At 57.9% G+C, this 18060-nt stretch carries 16 protein-coding genes; 14 read left to right on the top strand and 2 right to left on the bottom strand.

The window, feature by feature from the left end:
- Positions 1-113 precede the first annotated feature (113 nt).
- The 6 genes from ACI7MX_RS07175 to ACI7MX_RS07150 all read left to right on the top strand — a co-directional run bounded on the left by ACI7MX_RS07175 (position 114) and on the right by ACI7MX_RS07150 (position 6895).
- Positions 114-617 (top strand): ureidoglycolate lyase, encoded by a 504-nt coding sequence (locus tag ACI7MX_RS07175; protein ID WP_122782970.1) that lies wholly within the window; start codon positions 114-116, stop codon positions 615-617.
- A gap of 49 nt (positions 618-666) precedes the next feature.
- Positions 667-1959 (top strand): urate hydroxylase PuuD, encoded by a 1293-nt coding sequence (locus ACI7MX_RS07170; RefSeq protein ID WP_314481664.1) that lies wholly within the window; start codon positions 667-669, stop codon positions 1957-1959.
- 81 nt (positions 1960-2040) lie between these two features.
- Complete coding sequence (locus ACI7MX_RS07165) at positions 2041-3405, top strand: nucleobase:cation symporter-2 family protein (protein ID WP_405588100.1); 1365 nt, start codon at positions 2041-2043, stop codon at positions 3403-3405.
- Between the two features lie 216 nt (positions 3406-3621).
- Positions 3622-4407 (top strand): outer membrane protein OmpK, encoded by a 786-nt coding sequence (locus tag ACI7MX_RS07160; RefSeq protein ID WP_405588097.1) that lies wholly within the window; start codon positions 3622-3624, stop codon positions 4405-4407.
- A 379-nt stretch (positions 4408-4786) separates the two neighbouring features.
- On the top strand, positions 4787-5572 hold the full coding sequence (locus ACI7MX_RS07155; RefSeq protein ID WP_314481657.1) for an outer membrane protein OmpK: 786 nt from the start codon (positions 4787-4789) through the stop codon (positions 5570-5572).
- 117 nt (positions 5573-5689) lie between these two features.
- Positions 5690-6895, top strand: coding sequence for an MFS transporter (locus ACI7MX_RS07150; protein WP_405588093.1), 1206 nt, complete (start codon positions 5690-5692; stop codon positions 6893-6895).
- Here ACI7MX_RS07150 and ACI7MX_RS07145 read toward each other — a convergent pair.
- The gene (locus ACI7MX_RS07145; protein WP_405588090.1) at positions 6892-7833 is read right to left on the bottom strand and encodes a DUF808 domain-containing protein; all 942 of its coding nucleotides are present in this window, start codon (positions 7831-7833) and stop codon (positions 6892-6894) included. The genes ACI7MX_RS07150 and ACI7MX_RS07145 overlap by 4 nt on opposite strands.
- 133 nt (positions 7834-7966) lie before the next feature.
- Between ACI7MX_RS07145 and ACI7MX_RS07140 the strand changes: the two genes are divergently transcribed.
- Positions 7967-8572 carry a TetR/AcrR family transcriptional regulator gene (locus ACI7MX_RS07140; protein WP_314481648.1) on the top strand — a complete coding sequence of 202 codons (606 nt, stop codon included), beginning with the start codon at positions 7967-7969 and terminating at the stop codon, positions 8570-8572.
- A 142-nt stretch (positions 8573-8714) separates the two neighbouring features.
- Here the strand turns inward: ACI7MX_RS07140 and ACI7MX_RS07135 are convergent, their stop codons facing one another.
- A complete protein-coding gene (locus tag ACI7MX_RS07135) occupies positions 8715-9155 on the bottom strand; it encodes a heme-binding protein (protein WP_314481645.1) in 441 nt (146 codons plus the stop codon).
- A gap of 266 nt (positions 9156-9421) precedes the next feature.
- Here ACI7MX_RS07135 and gcl point away from each other — a divergent pair, with 266 nt between their 5' ends.
- The 7 genes from gcl (at position 9422) to ACI7MX_RS07100 (ending at position 18051) form a co-directional block, all read left to right on the top strand.
- Positions 9422-11197, top strand: coding sequence for a glyoxylate carboligase (gcl, locus tag ACI7MX_RS07130; protein ID WP_405588086.1), 1776 nt, complete (start codon positions 9422-9424; stop codon positions 11195-11197).
- A gap of 56 nt (positions 11198-11253) precedes the next feature.
- Positions 11254-12036 (top strand): hydroxypyruvate isomerase, encoded by a 783-nt coding sequence (gene hyi / locus ACI7MX_RS07125; RefSeq protein ID WP_405588083.1) that lies wholly within the window; start codon positions 11254-11256, stop codon positions 12034-12036.
- A 38-nt stretch (positions 12037-12074) separates the two neighbouring features.
- Positions 12075-12965 carry a 2-hydroxy-3-oxopropionate reductase gene (locus tag ACI7MX_RS07120; RefSeq protein ID WP_405588080.1) on the top strand — a complete coding sequence of 297 codons (891 nt, stop codon included), beginning with the start codon at positions 12075-12077 and terminating at the stop codon, positions 12963-12965.
- A 104-nt stretch (positions 12966-13069) separates the two neighbouring features.
- Positions 13070-13954 carry an urea transporter gene (locus tag ACI7MX_RS07115; protein ID WP_405588077.1) on the top strand — a complete coding sequence of 295 codons (885 nt, stop codon included), beginning with the start codon at positions 13070-13072 and terminating at the stop codon, positions 13952-13954.
- A gap of 39 nt (positions 13955-13993) precedes the next feature.
- Positions 13994-14815, top strand: a complete 822-nt coding sequence (locus ACI7MX_RS07110) for an ion transporter (protein WP_405588074.1) — start codon at positions 13994-13996, stop codon at positions 14813-14815.
- A gap of 93 nt (positions 14816-14908) precedes the next feature.
- Positions 14909-15910: a sulfate ABC transporter substrate-binding protein gene (locus ACI7MX_RS07105; protein ID WP_405588071.1), complete on the top strand. Its 1002-nt coding sequence runs from the start codon at positions 14909-14911 to the stop codon at positions 15908-15910.
- Between the two features lie 209 nt (positions 15911-16119).
- Positions 16120-18051: a DNA topoisomerase III gene (locus tag ACI7MX_RS07100; protein ID WP_405588068.1), complete on the top strand. Its 1932-nt coding sequence runs from the start codon at positions 16120-16122 to the stop codon at positions 18049-18051.
- Positions 18052-18060 lie beyond the last annotated feature (9 nt).

Genomic DNA, 18060 nt, shown 5'->3' with positions numbered 1-18060 from the left:
ACAGCAGGGTCGCTTCGCAACCTATCGCAGCCTTGGGCAGCCTTGGGCAGCCTTGGGCAGCGGCTACAAAAGCAAAACGAACACCTGACAGTCATTAGAAAAAGAAGACCACCATGCGCACATTGACGATTGAACCTTTGACCAAAGAGGCCTTCGCGCCCTTTGGTGACGTGATTGAAACCGATGGCAGCGATCACTTCATGATCAATAACGGTTCGACCATGCGCTTTCATCGTCTGGCCGAGGTCGAAACGGCTACGCCAGAAGACAAAGCCATCATCAGCATCTTCCGCGCCGACGCGCAGGACATGCCCTTGACCGTGCGTATGCTGGAGCGCCATCCGCTGGGCAGCCAGGCGTTTATTCCGCTGCTCGGCAACCCCTTTCTGATCGTGGTCGCGCCAGTTGGCGATGAACCTGTATCAGGCCTGGTCCGCGCTTTTGTCAGTAATGGCAGGCAGGGCATTAATTACCATCGCGGCGTCTGGCACCACCCGGTGCTGACGATCGAAAAGCGGGATGACTTCCTGGTGGTTGATCGCAGTGGCAGTGGCAATAACTGCGATGAGCATTTCTTTAAAGAGGATGAGCAATTGATCCTCGCCCCCCACCAATAAGAGAAGGCCTCAACGTTCAAAAAAGAACGACGGGCAAGAGGTAAAGACTGTGGAAGCACATCTAATGGAATGGCTGAATCTGAGCGTACGCTGGATTCATATGATTACCGGTGTGGCCTGGATCGGCGCGTCGTTTTACTTTGTCTGGCTGGAGAACAACCTCAATCGGGCGCACCCCAAAGACGGCCTGGCTGGCGATTTATGGGCGATTCACGGCGGTGGTATTTATCACCTCGAGAAATACAAACTCGCCCCCCCGACCATGCCGGAAAACCTCCACTGGTTTAAATGGGAAGCCTATTTCACCTGGATGTCAGGGATTGCCCTGCTGTGCCTGGTGTTCTACTTCAACCCCGCGCTGTACCTGATCGCTCCCGGCAGTAGCCTGAGCGGCCCTGAAGCGGTGGCCATCGGGATCGGCTCATTGGTTGCCGGCTGGTTCATCTACGACTTTCTGTGCGACTCCGCCCTGGGCAAACGCCCGGCGTTGCTCGGTTTTATCCTGTTTGTATTGCTGGTTGCAGCGGCGTTCGGCCTGAGCAAAGTGTTCAGCGGACGGGGTGCCTACCTGCATGTCGGCGCCATCATCGGCACCATCATGGTCGGCAACGTGTTCCGCATCATCATGCCCGCTCAGCGCGCACTGGTGGCCGCGATCAAAGAAGGCCGCTCACCCGATCCGGCACTGCCGGCCAAAGGCTTGTTGCGTTCGCGCCACAACAACTACTTCACCTTGCCGGTGCTGTTCATCATGATCAGCAACCATTTCCCGAGCACCTATGGCAGCCAATACAACTGGCTGATTCTGGCCGGGATCGCGGTGCTGGCCGTGCTTGTACGCCACTACTTCAACACCCGCCACAACAGCCATAAATATGCCTGGACCCTGCCGGTCGCCGCGCTGAGCATGGTCTGTCTGGCCTATGTCACCGGCCCTAAACCACCTTCTACCGCGCCCGAAACCGCCAAGGTGATTCAGTACCAACCGCTGCCTGAAACAGCAGTAGGCGGGGTCAAAGCGGCCGATGCCCCGCCACCGGCACCTGCTACCGCCGCAGCACCCGCAGCCCCGGTCGCCAGCGTTGATTTCGAAAAAGTCCATGCAGTGATTCAGGAGCGCTGCACGGTCTGCCATTCCGCCACGCCCACCAGCCCGCTGTTCAGTGCGGCCCCGGCAGGTGTGATGTTCGACACCGCGCAACAAATCAAAGTGATGGCTGCCCGTATTCAGGCCCAAGCCGTCGCCAGCCCGATCATGCCGCTGGGCAACATCACCCAGATGACCCAGCAAGAGCGTGATCTGGTCGGCGCCTGGATCAATGCAGGAGCCCAAACCAACTGACGTTCACCCCGCGGGCGCCGTTAAAAGCGTCCGCCTTTACACACCACTAGCTCACAACAATAAAAATGACCGAGGTGTTGCATGTCCGAGTTAACCGAACCGCGCATACCCGCCGTGACCGCCCCGCCGCCCATTCAGCGGTTGCCGTTGTTGCAATTGATTCTGGTCGGTTTGCAGCATGTGTTGTTGATGTACGGGGGCGCCGTTGCGGTGCCGTTAATCATCGGACAGGCCGCCGGTCTGAGTCGTGAGGAGATTGCTTTTCTGATCAACGCCGACCTGATGGTGGCGGGTATTGCAACCATCGTGCAGTCGCTGGGCATTGGCCCGATGGGCATTCGCATGCCCGTGATGATGGGCGCCAGCTTTGCCGCAGTGGGCAGTATGGTGGCAATGGCCGGCATGCCGGGCATTGGCATGACCGGCATTTTTGGTGCCACCATTGCGGCTGGTTTTTTCGGCATGATCATTGCGCCGTTCATGTCCAAAGTGGTGCGCTTCTTTCCGCCACTGGTGACTGGCACCGTGATTACTTCCATCGGTTTATCGCTGTTTCCAGTCGCTGTGAACTGGGCAGGCGGCGGCAGCGCAGCCGCACAGTTCGGCTCGCCGATCTACCTGTTTATTGCAGCGTTGGTGCTGGGCACGATCTTGTTGATCAACCGCTTCATGCGCGGTTTCTGGGTCAACATTTCGGTGCTGATCGGCATGGCCCTGGGCTATATGCTGTCAGGCGCCCTGGGCATGGTCGACCTTAATGGCATCGGCCTGGCGCCGTGGTTTCAGGTGGTAACGCCCTTACACTTCGGCATGCCGGAATTTCACTTGGCGCCGATCTTGTCCATGTGTCTGGTGGTGGTCATCATTTTTGTCGAGTCCACTGGGATGTTCCTGGCGCTGGGCAAAATCACGGGCCAGGAAGTCACCCCGCGCATGTTGCGTCGTGGGCTGCTGTGTGATGCCGGGGCGTCGTTTCTGGCGGGCTTTTTCAACACCTTTACCCACTCTTCTTTTGCCCAGAACATCGGTCTGGTGCAAATGACGGGGGTGCGCTGTCGCTCGGTGACCATCATGGCCGGGGTATTTCTGATTTCCTTGAGCCTGCTGCCCAAGGCCGCGTTTCTGGTGGCCTCGATTCCGCCTGCCGTGTTGGGCGGTGCGGCTATCGCGATGTTCGGAATGGTGGCCGCCACGGGGATCAAAATCCTCCAGGAAGCGGACATTGCCGACCGTCGCAATCAGTTATTGGTGGCGGTCAGTATCGGCATGGGGTTGATCCCTGTCGTACGTCCGGAGTTCTTCGCCCACCTGCCCTTGTGGATGGGGCCTATCACCCACAGCGGTATTGCGATGGCCGCTGTGAGCGCGGTGTGCCTGAACTTGATGTTCAACGTCATGGGCGGCGCCGGGCGTGCCGCCATGAGCGGGCATGTGCATCAGCATTAACCCTTGACCCTCACCCCAACCCTCTCCCAAAGGGAGAGGGGGCAGATAGGGGGGTAATGAAAATCCGCTTTTGCCTTTAGTCCCCTCTCCCTCCGAGAGAGGGGCAGATCGGGGTTTTTTTGAAAATCCGCTTTTGCCTCTAGTCCCCTCTCCCTCCGGGAGAGGGCTAGGGTGAGGGCGCTTTTGCAGTAAAAAACAATAAAAAGGGAGTTACCCATGCACTGCAAACACTGGGGCGTCACGCTCGCGGGTGGGTTTTTGGCTGCCAGTCAGGCCATGGCCGGTGATCTGTTTTTATGGCAGACCAATAGCCTGACTTACCTCTACGGTAAAAACTTCGCCATCAACCCTTCGATTCAGCAAACCGTCACTTTCGAGCATGCCGACAAATGGAAATACGGCGACAACTTTCTGTTTGTCGACCGCATTTTCTACAACGGCAAGCCAGACCCCAATAAAGGCCCCCATACCTACTACGGCGAGTTCAGCCCACGCCTGTCATTCGGCAAAATTTTCGATCAGAAACTGGAATTAGGCCCCATCAAAGATGTGTTGCTGGCCATGACTTACGAGTACGGCGAAGGTGACAGCGAAGCCTATCTGATCGGCCCGGGGTTCGACCTCGCCGTGCCAGGGTTCAATTACTTCACTCTGAATTTTTATCGCCGCCACACCGAAGGGCCACGCCCTGGCACGGGCACTTGGCAAATTACGCCCTCGTTCTCCTACAGCATTCCCTTGGGCCGCTCCAACCTGTTGATCGATGGGTATATCGACTGGGTGGTCGACAACGATCAAAACTCGCGCGGCACTTACCACTCAAACCTGCACATCAACCCACAAATCAAATATGACTTGGGTCGCGCGCTGAATCTGGGCGAAAAACAACTGTATGTCGGCATTGAATACAGCTACTGGAAAGATAAATACGGCATCGAAAACAGCAGCCGCCTGGACACTAACCAGAATACCGCCAGCGCCCTTATCAAAGTCCACTTTTAGTTTAAACAGGTGCCCTGCCCTACGATTGCGCTCATCTTCACCCCATGCGCAATAACAGGGCACTTGAGTGCAAAGCCCAGAGCCAGTATTCTGCGCGCCCTCTCAAAGGCGAGCCTTGTTTAAAGCTGACTTCAAAGCCAACTTAATGCGTCTAAACAACGCGTTTAAACTCTTTTATCCACCTTATTTCACTCAACTGCCGCGTGGCAGCCGAGCGATACATGTTGGCCGAAAATAGTTATGGCCCAGTCTTTGCTCTAAGCATTAAACCTGACCTTTCAGGCAACTTTTAGTATTGATTATATAAGCCGAAACCAAGGCGCCAATTCAGAGCGCAGGTTCACATAACGGCAGCAACCTTAACGTTTGGAGCAACCGAATGAAGCGCACACTTACCGGCCTGATGCTTGCGGGGAGCTTGTTGGGCGGGACCACGGCCGTCGCCGAAGACCTGTTTCAGTGGCAAACCAACAGCCTGACGTATTTGTATGGCAAGGACTTCCAGGTCAACCCGAAGATTCAGCAAACCCTGACCTTCGAGCACGCTGACGGCTGGAAATACGGTGATAACTTCTTCTTCCTCGACCGTATTTTCTATAACGGCAAGGAAGACGGCAACGTCGGCCCTAACACCTACTACGGCGAATTCACTCCTCGCCTGTCGTTCGGCAAAATCTTCGACCAGAAGCTTGAATTTGGCCCGATCAAAGACGTGCTGTTGGCCTTGACCTACGAGTTCGGCGAAGGTGACTCCGACGCTTACCTGATCGGCCCGGGCTTCGACTTGAACGTGCCGGGTTTCGACTACTTCCAGCTGAACTTCTACCAACGCTTCCCGGAAGGCAGCCGCGCCGGACGTGGCGTATGGCAGATCACCCCTGTGTGGTCCTATACCATTCCCGCGGGCAAGTCCGATGTGGTCATCGACGGCTACATGGATTGGGTCGTGGATAACGACCAGAACTCACGCGGCACTTACCACGCCAACCTGCACTTCAACCCACAGATCAAATATGACTTGGGCAAGGCATTGAGCTGGGGTCCCAAACAGTTGTACGTCGGTGTTGAATACGACTACTGGAAAAACAAATACGGGATTGAAGACAGCAGCACGTTCAAAACCAACCAGAACACCACCAGCCTGTTGGTCAAGTACCACTTCTGATCCTGATCGGTAACTGCGGACGCGCAAGGAAGCTGCGTCTCAGCGCTGCGACACTATCTTCCCACTTCCCGCACAGAGCCTTTACACTCGCGCGCATTCCAATGCTGCGGAGCCTGTATGGCTAACCCTTATCGCGAGATTTTCAGCGCCCCCGGAACCAAGGCCTTTTGTGCTGCGGGCCTGATCGCGCGCATGCCAATTTCCATGACCGGCATCGGCATCATCACCTTGCTTGCGCAATTGCACGGCTCGTATTGGCTGGCCGGTGCTGTCGCCGCCACCTTCGCACTGGGCATCGCAATGTGGGCGCCGCAGATTTCCCGCTGGGTTGACCGATACGGCCAGAGCCGCGTGCTCCCTGGCGCTGCCGCGATTGGGGTGTGCGCGCTGCTGAGTTTACTGTTATGCAGCCATCTGGGTGCTCCCGACTGGACGCTTTTTGTGTTCGCCGCGTTGTCAGGCTGCATGCCCAGTATGCCGGCGATGGTACGCGCACGCTGGAGCGAGCTGTATCGCGGCTCACCCAAATTACACACGGCCTTCTCGTTCGAATCGGTACTCGACGAAGTGTGCTTTATTGTCGGCCCGCCGATTTCTGTGGGCCTCAGCGTGGGCCTGTTTCCCGAGGCTGGCCCGCTGTTGGCAGCCATCTTTCTGGCCGTCGGCGTGACCCTGTTTGTGCTGCAACGGGATACCGAACCGCCCGTGCACCCGCGCAGTGATACGCACAGCGGCACCGTGTTGCGACAAGGGGCAGTGGTGATTTTGATGATGGCACTGCTAGGACTCGGCACCATTGTCGGCACCGTCGACGTCGTCAGCGTGGCCTTTGCCCAGCATCAGGGCCAACCGGCTACCGCCAGCATCGTACTGTCGGTGTACGCGCTGGGTTCATGCATCGCCGGGCTGGTGTTTGGCACACTGAAGCTCAAGACACCGCTGCCCAAACTGTTCCTGTTCGGGGTCGCAGCCACTGCGCTCACCGTAGTGCCGCTGATGTGGGTCAGCAGCATCGCCACGCTGGCAGCCGCCATGTTTGTTGCCGGTCTGTTCTTCGCCCCCACCCTGATTACTGCGATGGGGCTGGTGGAAAATATCGTCCCGCCCGCCAAATTGACCGAGGGTCTGACCTGGATGATTACCGGGCTGGGCATCGGTGTGGCGCTGGGCGCCGTCGCTGGAGGCTGGGTGATCGACGCGTATGGTGCCCAGGCCGGTTTCAGCGTATCGCTGGCTGCGGGCCTGGGCATGCTGCTGTTTGCTGCGTTGGGGTATCGCTTGTTGCAAAACAGCACACACCCGCAGACACCCTCGCCGGCTTAACCCTTCACGGCGCGCCAGAGTTTACTGACGCCCGTGACCACCGCCAGCACCACGGCACCGGCAATAATGCCGGCCACGGCGTTGACCAGCGTCGGCACAATCACCGACAGCGGGCCGACAAAGGGGGCAACGCTGGCAGTAATGCTTTCGACCCCGTGATGCAACACCGGCACGCCATGGGTCAGGATGCCGCCGCCGACCATAAACATGGCGGCGGTGCCAATAATGGTCAGGCTTTTCATCATGTAGGGCGCGGCATTGAGCACGACTTGGCCGAAGCCGCGCTGAAAGCGCGGCCAGGCGCCTTCACCGGTTTTGTGGGTCAAGTACAGGCCGCCATCATCCAGCCGCACGATACCCGCCACCACACCGTACACGCCGATGGTCATGACAATCGCAATGCCTGACATCACCACCACTTGCTGAATCAGCGGTGAATCCGCCACGGTGCCCAGCGTAATGGCAATGATTTCAGCCGAGAGGATAAAGTCAGTGCGAATGGCGCCCTTGATTTTATCTTTCTCAAACGCCACCAGATAGACCTCGGCATTGGCCAGAGCTTCCTGCCTGGCTTTGCGCTTCGCTTGGGTGTCGTCCTGACTGTGCAGAAACTTATGCGCCAGTTTTTCAAACCCTTCGAAACACAGATACGCACCGCCCACCATCAGCAACGGCGTCACAGCCCAGGGGATGAAAGCACTGATTGCCAACGCGGCAGGCACCAGGATCAGCTTGTTGCGAAACGAACCTTTGGCCACCGCCCACACCACCGGCAGCTCGCGATCAGCGCGCACGCCAGAAACCTGCTGCGCATTGAGCGCAAGGTCATCGCCGAGCACCCCGGCGGTCTTTTTGGCGGCCATTTTGGTCATCAGTGCGACGTCATCGAGTACGGCGGCGATATCGTCGAGCAACATCAGCAAACTACTGCCAGCCATGAAAGGGTATTCCTTGAGAGTTGAATTAACGCAAGCATAGCGCGTAAGCACCCTCGAGCTGCAATCTTGAGCCGCTCGCAAGCCCGGTGCTACCATGCCCGACCGCCCGAGTCGGCAAGGAAAGACCCGTTTTATGAGCAGCATCCGCGAACGTAATAAACACCTGATTTTGCGAGCCGCCAGCGAAGAGTTCGCTGACAAGGGCTTCGCCGCGAGCAAAACCAGCGACATCGCCGCCAAGGCCGGTGTGCCCAAGCCCAATGTTTATTACTACTTCAAGTCCAAGGAAAACCTCTACCGCGAAGTGCTTGAGAGCATTATCGAGCCGATACTGCGCGTCTCAACCCCGTTCAATGCCGACGGCGAACCCAATGAAGTGCTGAGCAACTACATTCGTTCAAAAATCAAGATTTCCCGCGACCTGCCGTTTGCCTCAAAAGTATTCGCCAGCGAAATCATGCACGGCGCACCGCACCTGAGCGAAACCCAGGTGGATTTGCTCAACGCCCAGGCCAAACACAACATCGAGTGCATCCAGACCTGGATCGACCGCGGCCAGATCGCCCCGATCGACCCGCACCACTTGATGTTCAGCATTTGGGCGGCGACGCAGACCTATGCCGACTTCGACTGGCAAATCTCCGCCATCACCGGCAAGGCCAAACTCGACGACAGCGATTACGAAGCGGCGGCACAAACCATCATCCGCCTTGTGCTCAAAGGCTGTGCGCCGGACTGATCCTGTGTAGCCGCTGCCGCAGGCTGCGTTCGGCCGCGAAGCGGTCGTAAAATCAGCGTTCAGGGCGTGTCAGGCACACCGCAGGTTCTGGGTTGCGACTGCTGCGCAGCCGATCGCAGCCTGCGGCAGCGGCTACAAAGGGCTAAGCCACAACACCCGCATCCGCGTGAAAGCCTTGTGCCTCTATCGCGCTGATTGCACATTGCTCGTCAATGTCCGAAGTATCGCCGCTTATCCCCACCGCGCCCAACACGTTTCCGTCCTCATCACGAATCAACACCCCACCCGGTACCGGCACAATATCGCCGCGACCCATGCCATTGAGTGCCGCGTAAAAAGCCGGTCGCTGCTGAGCATCTAGCGCCAGCAACCGCGACCCCTTACCCAGCGCAACGGCGCCCCACGCCTTGCCAATCGCAATACTGGGCCGCAACAGACTGGCGCCGTCTTCGCGCTGCAACGCCAGCAAATACCCACTGCTGTCGAGTACCGCTACGGTCAATGGCGCCGCATTTATCTGACGGGCTGCGCCCAGCGCCTGCGCGGTCAGGTTTAAAGCGACTTTCAAGGTTAAAGCACTCATGGTTGCCGTCCTTATCGTGTTATTGGAAAGCCTTTAGGCGCCTGTTTACAGCCAACCTAATGAGCCAATAGAACACAATATTAATGATGTTTGTATACAACTTTTCACTCATCAAAAATTCATGACCCTATCAACCCTAGAGATAGAGGGACATTCAGAGTACATCGACGTCTTCAATAAAACTCATTGACCTCTTGCCGCGAGGATGAATACACTCGCCACACAGCCACTTGTATACAATTACAAAACGTAAGAGGCACAAAGCAATGAGCAAAATGAGAGCAATCGAAGCCGCCGTTTTGGTGATGCGTCGCGAAGGTGTCAATACCGCATTCGGGATCCCCGGCGCCGCCATTAACCCGCTGTACTCAGCCCTGCAAAAGGTGGGCGGTATCGATCACGTCCTTGCTCGCCACGTGGAAGGCGCCTCGCACATGGCCGAGGGCTACACCCGCACCAAGGCCGGAAATATTGGTGTGTGCATCGGCACCTCAGGCCCGGCGGGCACCGACATGGTGACCGGTCTTTACAGCGCCTCGGCCGACTCGATCCCGATTCTGTGCATCACCGGCCAGGCACCACGGGCACGGATGCACAAAGAGGATTTTCAGGCGGTCGACATCACCAGCATCGTAAAACCAGTCACCAAGTGGGCAACCACCGTGCTGGAGCCAGGCCAGGTGCCGTATGCCTTCCAGAAAGCCTTTTTTGAAATGCGTTCCGGACGCCCCGGCCCGGTCCTCATCGACCTGCCCTTTGATGTGCAAATGGCAGAAATCGAATTCGATATCGACGCCTACGAGCCTTTACCCCTGGCCAAGCCGTGTGCGACCCGTGTGCAAGTGGAAAAAGCCCTGGCCATGCTTGATCAGGCCGAACGGCCGCTGCTGGTCAGCGGCGGTGGCGTGATCAATGCCGATGCCAGTGATCGGCTAGTGGAGTTCGCCGAACTCACCGGCATCCCGGTAATTCCGACCCTGATGGGCTGGGGCACGATCCCTGACGATCACCCGTTGATGGTCGGCATGGTCGGCCTGCAAACCTCGCACCGCTACGGCAACGCTACCCTGCTCAAGTCTGACGTGGTGCTGGGCATCGGCAACCGTTGGGCCAACCGTCACACCGGCTCGGTGGAGGTGTACACCGAAGGCCGCACATTCATCCATGTCGACATTGAACCGACCCAAATTGGTCGGGTGTTTACCCCCGATCTGGGCATTGTGTCCGACGCGGGGGCTGCCCTTGATGTATTCCTGCAAGTCGCCCGTGAATGGAAAGCCGCTGGCAAATTGAAAAATCGCAGCGCCTGGCTGCAAGACTGCCAGCAACGCAAAGCGACCCTTCACCGCAAGACTCACTTCGACAACGTGCCGGTCAAACCGCAGCGCGTGTATGAAGAGATGAACCAGGTGTTCGGCAAAGACACGTGCTACGTCAGCACCATCGGTTTGTCGCAGATTGCCGGTGCTCAATTCCTGCATGTCTATAAGCCGCGCCACTGGATCAACTGTGGTCAGGCCGGCCCGTTGGGTTGGACCATCCCGGCCGCGCTGGGGGTGGTCAAGGCCGACCCGCAGCGCAATGTCGTGGCCCTGTCGGGGGATTATGACTTTCAGTTCATGATCGAAGAACTGGCCGTAGGCGCGCAATTCAACCTGCCCTACATCCACGTCGTGGTGAATAACTCCTACCTGGGCTTGATCCGTCAGGCACAGCGCGGTTTTGAAATGGATTACTGCGTGCAATTGTCGTTCGACAACCTCAACGCACCGGAACTGAATGGCTATGGTGTCGACCACGTCGCCGTTGCCCAGGGCTTGGGCTGTAAGGCGTTGCGCGTATTCGAGCCGGGGCAGATCCAGCCTGCATTGCGCCAGGCTCAAGCGCTGATCAAAGAGTTCCGCGTACCGGTGGTGGTCGAAATCATTCTGGAACGCGTGACCAATATTTCGATGGGCACCGAAATTAACGCCGTTAATGAGTTTGAAGACCTGGCGCTGGTGGGTAACGATGCACCCACCGCCATTTCGATGCTGGATTAATCAATCGCCCACCCCCTCCCTCTCCCGGCGGGAGAGGGACAAAGCAGGAGTTCACCATGCCGCGTTTTGCCGCCAACCTGTCCATGTTGTTCACCGAACAGGATTTCCTTGTCCGTTTTCAAGCGGCTGCCAATGCCGGTTTCCACGGCGTCGAATACCTGTTCCCTTACGACTACAGCTCTGCCGAGATCAAGGCACAGCTGGAGGCAAACAAACTGACCCAAGTGCTGTTCAACTTGCCGGCCGGAGACTGGGCCAAAGGCGAGCGCGGGATTGCCTGCCACCCGGATCGGGTTGAAGAGTTCCGCGCCGGGGTCGATCTGGCCATCGCCTACGCTCAAGTCCTGGGCAATGAGCAAATCAACTGCCTGGCGGGCATTCGGCCACAAGGTGTGGACGACGCGACCGTCGAAAACACCTTCGTCGCCAACCTTAAATACGCCGCCGACAAGTTGCAGGCCGTGGGTATCAAGTTGGTGATGGAAGCGATCAATACCCTCGACATTCCCGGCTTTTACCTGAACAACACCCGTCAGGCGCTGGCGATACAGGGCAAGGTCGGCAGCGCCAACCTGTTTTTGCAATACGACATCTACCACATGCAAATCATGGAAGGTGATCTGGCCCGCACGATGCAAACCCACCTGAGGCAGATCAACCATATCCAACTGGCCGACAACCCTGGCCGTCACGAACCAGGCACCGGTGAAATCAACTACCGCTTCCTGTTCGACCACCTTGATCGCATTGGCTATCAAGGCTGGGTGGGCTGTGAATATAAACCGCTGGCCAGTACTGAAGCGGGTCTTGGCTGGCTCAAAACCCATAACGCAGTTTAACGGCGCGCCAACACTCAATAAAAACAAGAGGATTTGTCATGGCTAAAATCGGATTTATCGGCACCGGAATCATGGGTTCGCCTATGGCCAGCAACCTGCAAAAGGCCGGGCACAGCCTGTTCCTGTCGACCCATCACGGCGCCGCCCCCGCTGAACTGTTGGCCGCGGGCGCCGTGGCGCTGGCCAGCCCCAAAGAAGTGGCTCAGGAAGCCGAGTTCATCATCGTCATGGTGCCCGATACCCCGCAGGTCGAAGATGTATTGTTCCGTGAAGACGGCATCGCCGCGGGCCTGAGCCCAAACAAAGTAGTGATCGACATGAGCTCGATCTCACCCACCGCCACCAAGGCCTTTGCAGAAAAAATCAACGCCAAAAACGCTCAATACCTCGACGCACCGGTATCGGGGGGTGAGGTAGGCGCCAAGGCTGGGACGCTGAGCATCATGGTCGGCGGCGACGAACAAACTTTCCAGCGCGCCCTGCCTCTGCTGCAAAGCATGGGCAAGAACATCACCCTGGTCGGCGGCAATGGCGACGGTCAAACCGCGAAAGTGGCCAATCAAATCATCGTTGCCCTGAACATTCAGGCGGTGGCTGAGGCCTTGGTCTTCGCCGCCAAAAACGGGGCTGACCCGGCCAAAGTCCGTGAAGCGTTAATGGGTGGTTTTGCCTCATCCAAAATCCTCGAAGTGCATGGCGAGCGCATGATCAAAGGCACGTTTGATCCGGGTTTCCGCATCAGCCTGCACCAGAAGGACCTCAACCTGGCACTGGCGGGCGCACGTGAACTGGGGATCAACCTGCCCAACACCGCCAACGCGCAACAAGTTTTCAGCACCTGCGCGGCACTGGGCGGCAGCAACTGGGATCACTCGGCGCTGATCAAAGGCCTGGAACACATGGCCAACTTCTCGATTCGCGACGAGTAACCCCGCACAAGCCGCTGACGAGGCACGAAGGCTGCGATGGGCTGCGAAGTGGCCCTTTTCGCGGTTTTCGTCCCCTGCCCGCACGCGTCCCCAGAGTAGCCACCATGAACGCCCCCTCCCTCAGTCAACACTGCCCCGACTGGGCCACCGCCCTGTGCGCGGGTTTTAGTCAGATCTTCCTGCAACGCCGGCCGGTGTGCGGCGTGTTGTGCTTGCTGGCCATTTTGCTCTGCGCCCCTACCCTGCTGGGTGGCGCGTTGCTTGGCGGCGTTGCGGGGCTGTTAACCGCACAACGTCGCGACTATCCCAAGGCACAACGACAGGCAGGCCTCTACAGCTATAACGGTGTTTTGCTGGGCCTGCTCTTGGCCCACCAACTGCCCTGGTCAGCCATGCTGCCCCTGCTGATCATCGCCTGTGCCGGAGTGAGTAGCATCCTGATTCATCACTGGCTCAAGCACGCGAACAATGCCTACACCGCGCCCTTTGTCGGCATCGGCTGGGCCCTGCTTTACCTCAACAGCTCGCCCACCCCTGTGATCGCCCAGGAACAGCTTATGAGCGTCCTAACACTGGCGCAGGCCCTGTTCACCGGTATCGCTCAAGTCATGCTGATGGACCACCCGCTGGCCGGGCTGTTGATTGTGATCGGCCTGTGGCTGAGTAACTGGCGAAGCGCCCTGTGGGCACTGACAGGTTCATTGGCCGGGTTGGTGTGTGCGCTCTGGCAACACGACACGCAAACCGCTTTAAGCGGCCTGGCCGGTTACAACCCGGCGCTGGTAGCGCTGGCCCTGAGCCAACAGTCACGGCGCATCTGGCTGCCGCTGCTGGGCATTATCGCCAGCCTACTGATAACACCTGCACTGGTCGCCCTTGGCCTGCCTCTATTGACCGCTCCTTTTGTGCTGGGATGCTGGCTGGTGCTGGCCTGCCGGCGCCTGTTTGTCCGCTCGAACACGCAATCCGGGTTGCGCATTGAGCGCTAATCCCTGACTCTGCTGGGATTCGGGATTAGAGCAACCTGCATGAACAACCAAGATTGGCGCCAACGCCTCTACGTGATGGTGTTTCAAACCGACACCGCGGCCGGACGCCGCTTCGACAAGACATTGTTACTGATCATCCTGTGCAGCCTGGTGATCGTCGTGCTCGACAGTATCGACAGCATTCACCGTAACTATGCCCATGTGCTGGCCTATATCGAATGGGGCTTCACCTTTGTCTTTGCGGTGGAGTATGGCCTGCGCCTGTATTGCTCCCCTAAACCCTTGCGCTATGCCTTCAGCTTCTATGGATTGGTGGATCTGTTGGCTATCTTGCCGGGGATTCTGGCGATTTATTACAGCGACGCGCAGTACCTGCTGATTATTCGCATCATCCGCATGCTGCGCATCTTCAGGGTGCTCAAGCTGGTGCCTTATTTAAGCCAAGCCAACTACCTGCTCTCGGCGTTGCGTGGCAGCAAACAGAAAATCGTCGTGTTTCTGGTCAGCGTGTGCACCCTGGTGACGGTATTCGGCACCTTGATGTATGTGGTCGAAGGCCCGGAACATGGCTTCACGAGCATTCCGGTGAGCATCTATTGGGCCATCGTCACCCTGACCACTGTGGGTTACGGCGATATCGTGCCCAGAACCGTCATCGGACAAATCATCTCGGCCATGGTGATGATCACCGGCTATTCAATCATCGCCGTACCCACCGGGATTTTCACCGCCGAGTTGAGCAACGCCATGCGCGGCGAAAAGCTCGAACACGACTGCCCCACCTGCAAGAAAAACCGCCACGAATCCTCGGCGTCTTTTTGCTCGCGCTGCGGTAATGCGCTATTTACCAAAAACGTATAAACAAAGTGCTTTTTAATCTTTTAAGGACTATGCGCCAGCCGCTATAGTCGCGAGCAAAGTGCCCCTATTGCTCCCTATAACAAGGACTCTGCAGTGAAAAAACTCTTTACCGCCTCCATTATGGCCGCTGGCCTGGCGCTGGGCGCTGTCGCCCATGCCGCCCAGCCACCTCTGCTGAACGTGTCCTACGACGTCATGCGCGACTTCTATAAAGACTACAACCCCGCCTTCCAAAAGCACTGGGAAGCCGAACACAAAGGTGACAAACAAACCATTCAGATGTCCTTTGGCGGCTCCAGCAAACAGGCGCGCTCGGTCATTGACGGCCTGCCCGCAGACGTCATCACCATGAACATGGCCACCGACATCAATGCCTTGGCCGACAACGGCAAACTGGTGCCTGAGGACTGGGTTACCCGCCTGCCGAACAACAGTGCACCCTTCACCTCGGCCACCGTGTTTATCGTGCGCAAAGGCAACCCAAAAGGATTGAACGACTGGCCTGACCTGCTCAAGAATGGCGTGCAAGTGATCGTCCCCAACCCGAAAACCTCGGGTAATGGCCGCTACACCTTCCTCTCGGCGTGGGGCTACGTGCTTAAAAACGGTGGCGACGAGACCAAGGCCAAAGACTTCGTGGCCAAACTGTTCAAACAGGCGCCTGTGCTGGATACCGGCGGCCGTGCAGCCACCACCACCTTTATGACCAACCAGATTGGCGATGTACTGGTGACCTTTGAAAACGAAGCGGAAATGATTGCCCGCGAGTTTGGCCGTGACCAGTTCGAAGTGATCTACCCAAGCGTTTCGGCTGAAGCCGAGCCGCCGGTGACCGTGGTCGATAAAGTGGTCAACAAAAAGGGCACACGCGAAGTGGCAGAAGCCTACCTCAAATACCTGTGGTCGCCCGAAGGTCAGGAAATTGCCGCCAACAACTACCTGCGCCCTCGCGACCCGGCAGTGCTGGCAAAATATAACGATCGCTTCCCGAAAGTCGACTTCCTGTCGGTGGAGAAAACCTTCGGTAACTGGCGCGACGTGCAGAAGAAATACTTCAACGATGGCGGCGTGTTCGATGAGATTTACAATCAGTAGGTTGTGAAGCTGCAAGCTTTAAGCGGCAAGCGGCAAGTTAGAAGTAGTACAGGGTCTGCCTCTAGCTTGTAGCTTGCGGCTTGCAGCTTGCAGCTTGCAGCTTGCAGCTTGCAGCTTAAGCTGTACATCCAACCAGTAAAAATACCTTGCTCTATTGCCCGTGACTGCTCATGCTGCGCCTCTTCTGCGAAGCGTGAATGAGTGGACCAATGCGGCTGTTTTTGTGTGAAAAACCCTCCCAGGCCAAAGACATTGCAGCCGTGCTCGGTGCCAGCCGACGCGGTGATGGCTGCTGGGTGGGGGCCAATGCCACGGTCACGTGGTGCATAGGCCATCTTCTTGAAACAGCCCCGCCGGACGCCTACGACGAACGCTACAAGCGCTGGGTGCTGGCTGATCTGCCGATCATCCCCGCCAAATGGAAAATGCGCGTCAAGCCCAAAACCGCGAGCCAGTTCAAGGCCGTCAAGCGCTTGCTCGGCGAAGCCAGCGAACTGGTAATCGCCACCGACGCCGACCGTGAGGGTGAAATGATCGCCCGTGAACTGGTCGAGCATTGCCGTTATCGCGGGCCCATTCAGCGCCTGTGGTTGTCCGCACTGGACGACGCCTCCATTCGCAAAGCATTGGCCGCACTCAAGCCCGGCGCTGAAACCTTCAACCTCTACCACTCGGCCCTGGGCCGCTCCCGGGCTGACTGGCTGATCGGCATGAACATGAGCCGCCTGTTTACCCTGCTGGGGCGTGAGGCGGGTTATCAAGGCGTTCTGCCGGTGGGTCGGGTACAAACGCCGACACTGCGGCTGGTGGTCGACCGTGATCGCAGCATCAGCGACTTCGTGCCCGTCGCCTTCTGGGCCATCGACGTACAGCTCAACCACGACACCCAGCTGTTTACCGCCCAATGGCGCGCTGACCCCGACACCTGCGACGATCAAGACCGCTGCCTCAATCAGGCCCATGCGCAACAGGCAGCGGTTGCCATGCAAAACGCCAACAGTGCCCGGGTGATCAAACTGCGCACCGAGCGCATGCGGGAAGTGGCCCCCCTGCCCTTCGACCTGGGCACCTTGCAAGAGATCTGCTCGAAAAAGCTCGGTCTTGGCGCTCAGGAAACCCTCGACATCGCTCAAGCGCTGTATGAAACCTACAAATTGGTGACCTACCCGCGCAGTGATTGCGGTTACTTGCCGCAAAGCCAGCATGGTGAAGCGCCCGCTATCCTTGCCGCCTTGGCTCATGCCGATTCGGCGCTAGCGCCGCTGGCCGGGCACCTTGACCCCCAGCGCCGTTCTCGGGCCTGGAACGACGCCAAAGTCAGCGCTCACCACGGCATCATTCCTACAGCTGCGGCAAAGAACCTTGAGCGCCTGAGCGGCAAACACCGTGCGGTTTACACGTTGATTCGCGCGCGCTACCTGGCGCAATTTCTGCCCAACCACGAATATGACCGCACCCAGGCAGACTTTGATTGCGCGGGCCAGGCCTTGCGCGCCGTGGGCAAGCAAATTGTCGAGCCCGGCTGGAAGCGCGCCCTGCCCGAAGCCCTCACCCCGTCCAAAGGTCGCGAAGCCCCGGCCCCACAACCATTACCACGCTTGCTCGAAGGGCTGGACTGCGCCGTTGCCAACGTCCACCTCAAAGACCTGTGGACCCAGCCGCCCAAACCTTTCACCGAAGGCGACCTGATCAAAGCGATGAAAAACGTCGCCAAGCTGGTGCAAGACCCACTGCTCAAACAAAAACTCAAGGACACCACGGGCATTGGTACCGAAGCGACCCGTGCCGGGATTATTCAGGGTTTGATTGATCGAGGTTACTTGAGCAAAAACGGCAAGGCCCTTGCTGCCACGCCAGCCGCATTCAGCCTGATTGATGCCGTGCCCCGGGCCATCGCCGACCCTGGCACCACTGCTATCTGGGAACAGGCTCTGGATATGGTGCAAAGCGGCGAAATGCCCCTCGACATCTTCGTGGCCAAACAGGCCGCGTGGATGAGCAAACATATCGAGCGGTGCAGCGCCATGACCATGACTATCAAAGGCCCGGCCAGCCCGGCGGGCGTGGCACCTGCGTGGAAGAAAAAACGCAAGAGTGTGGCTACGAAAACCACCACCAAGCGCGCCGTGAAGAAAAAATAACGATGGTAA

Source organism: Pseudomonas sp. 2024-210 (assembly GCF_045062345.1).
Classification (GTDB): domain Bacteria; phylum Pseudomonadota; class Gammaproteobacteria; order Pseudomonadales; family Pseudomonadaceae; genus Aquipseudomonas.
This window is presented reverse-complemented; position numbering and strand designations above follow the sequence as displayed.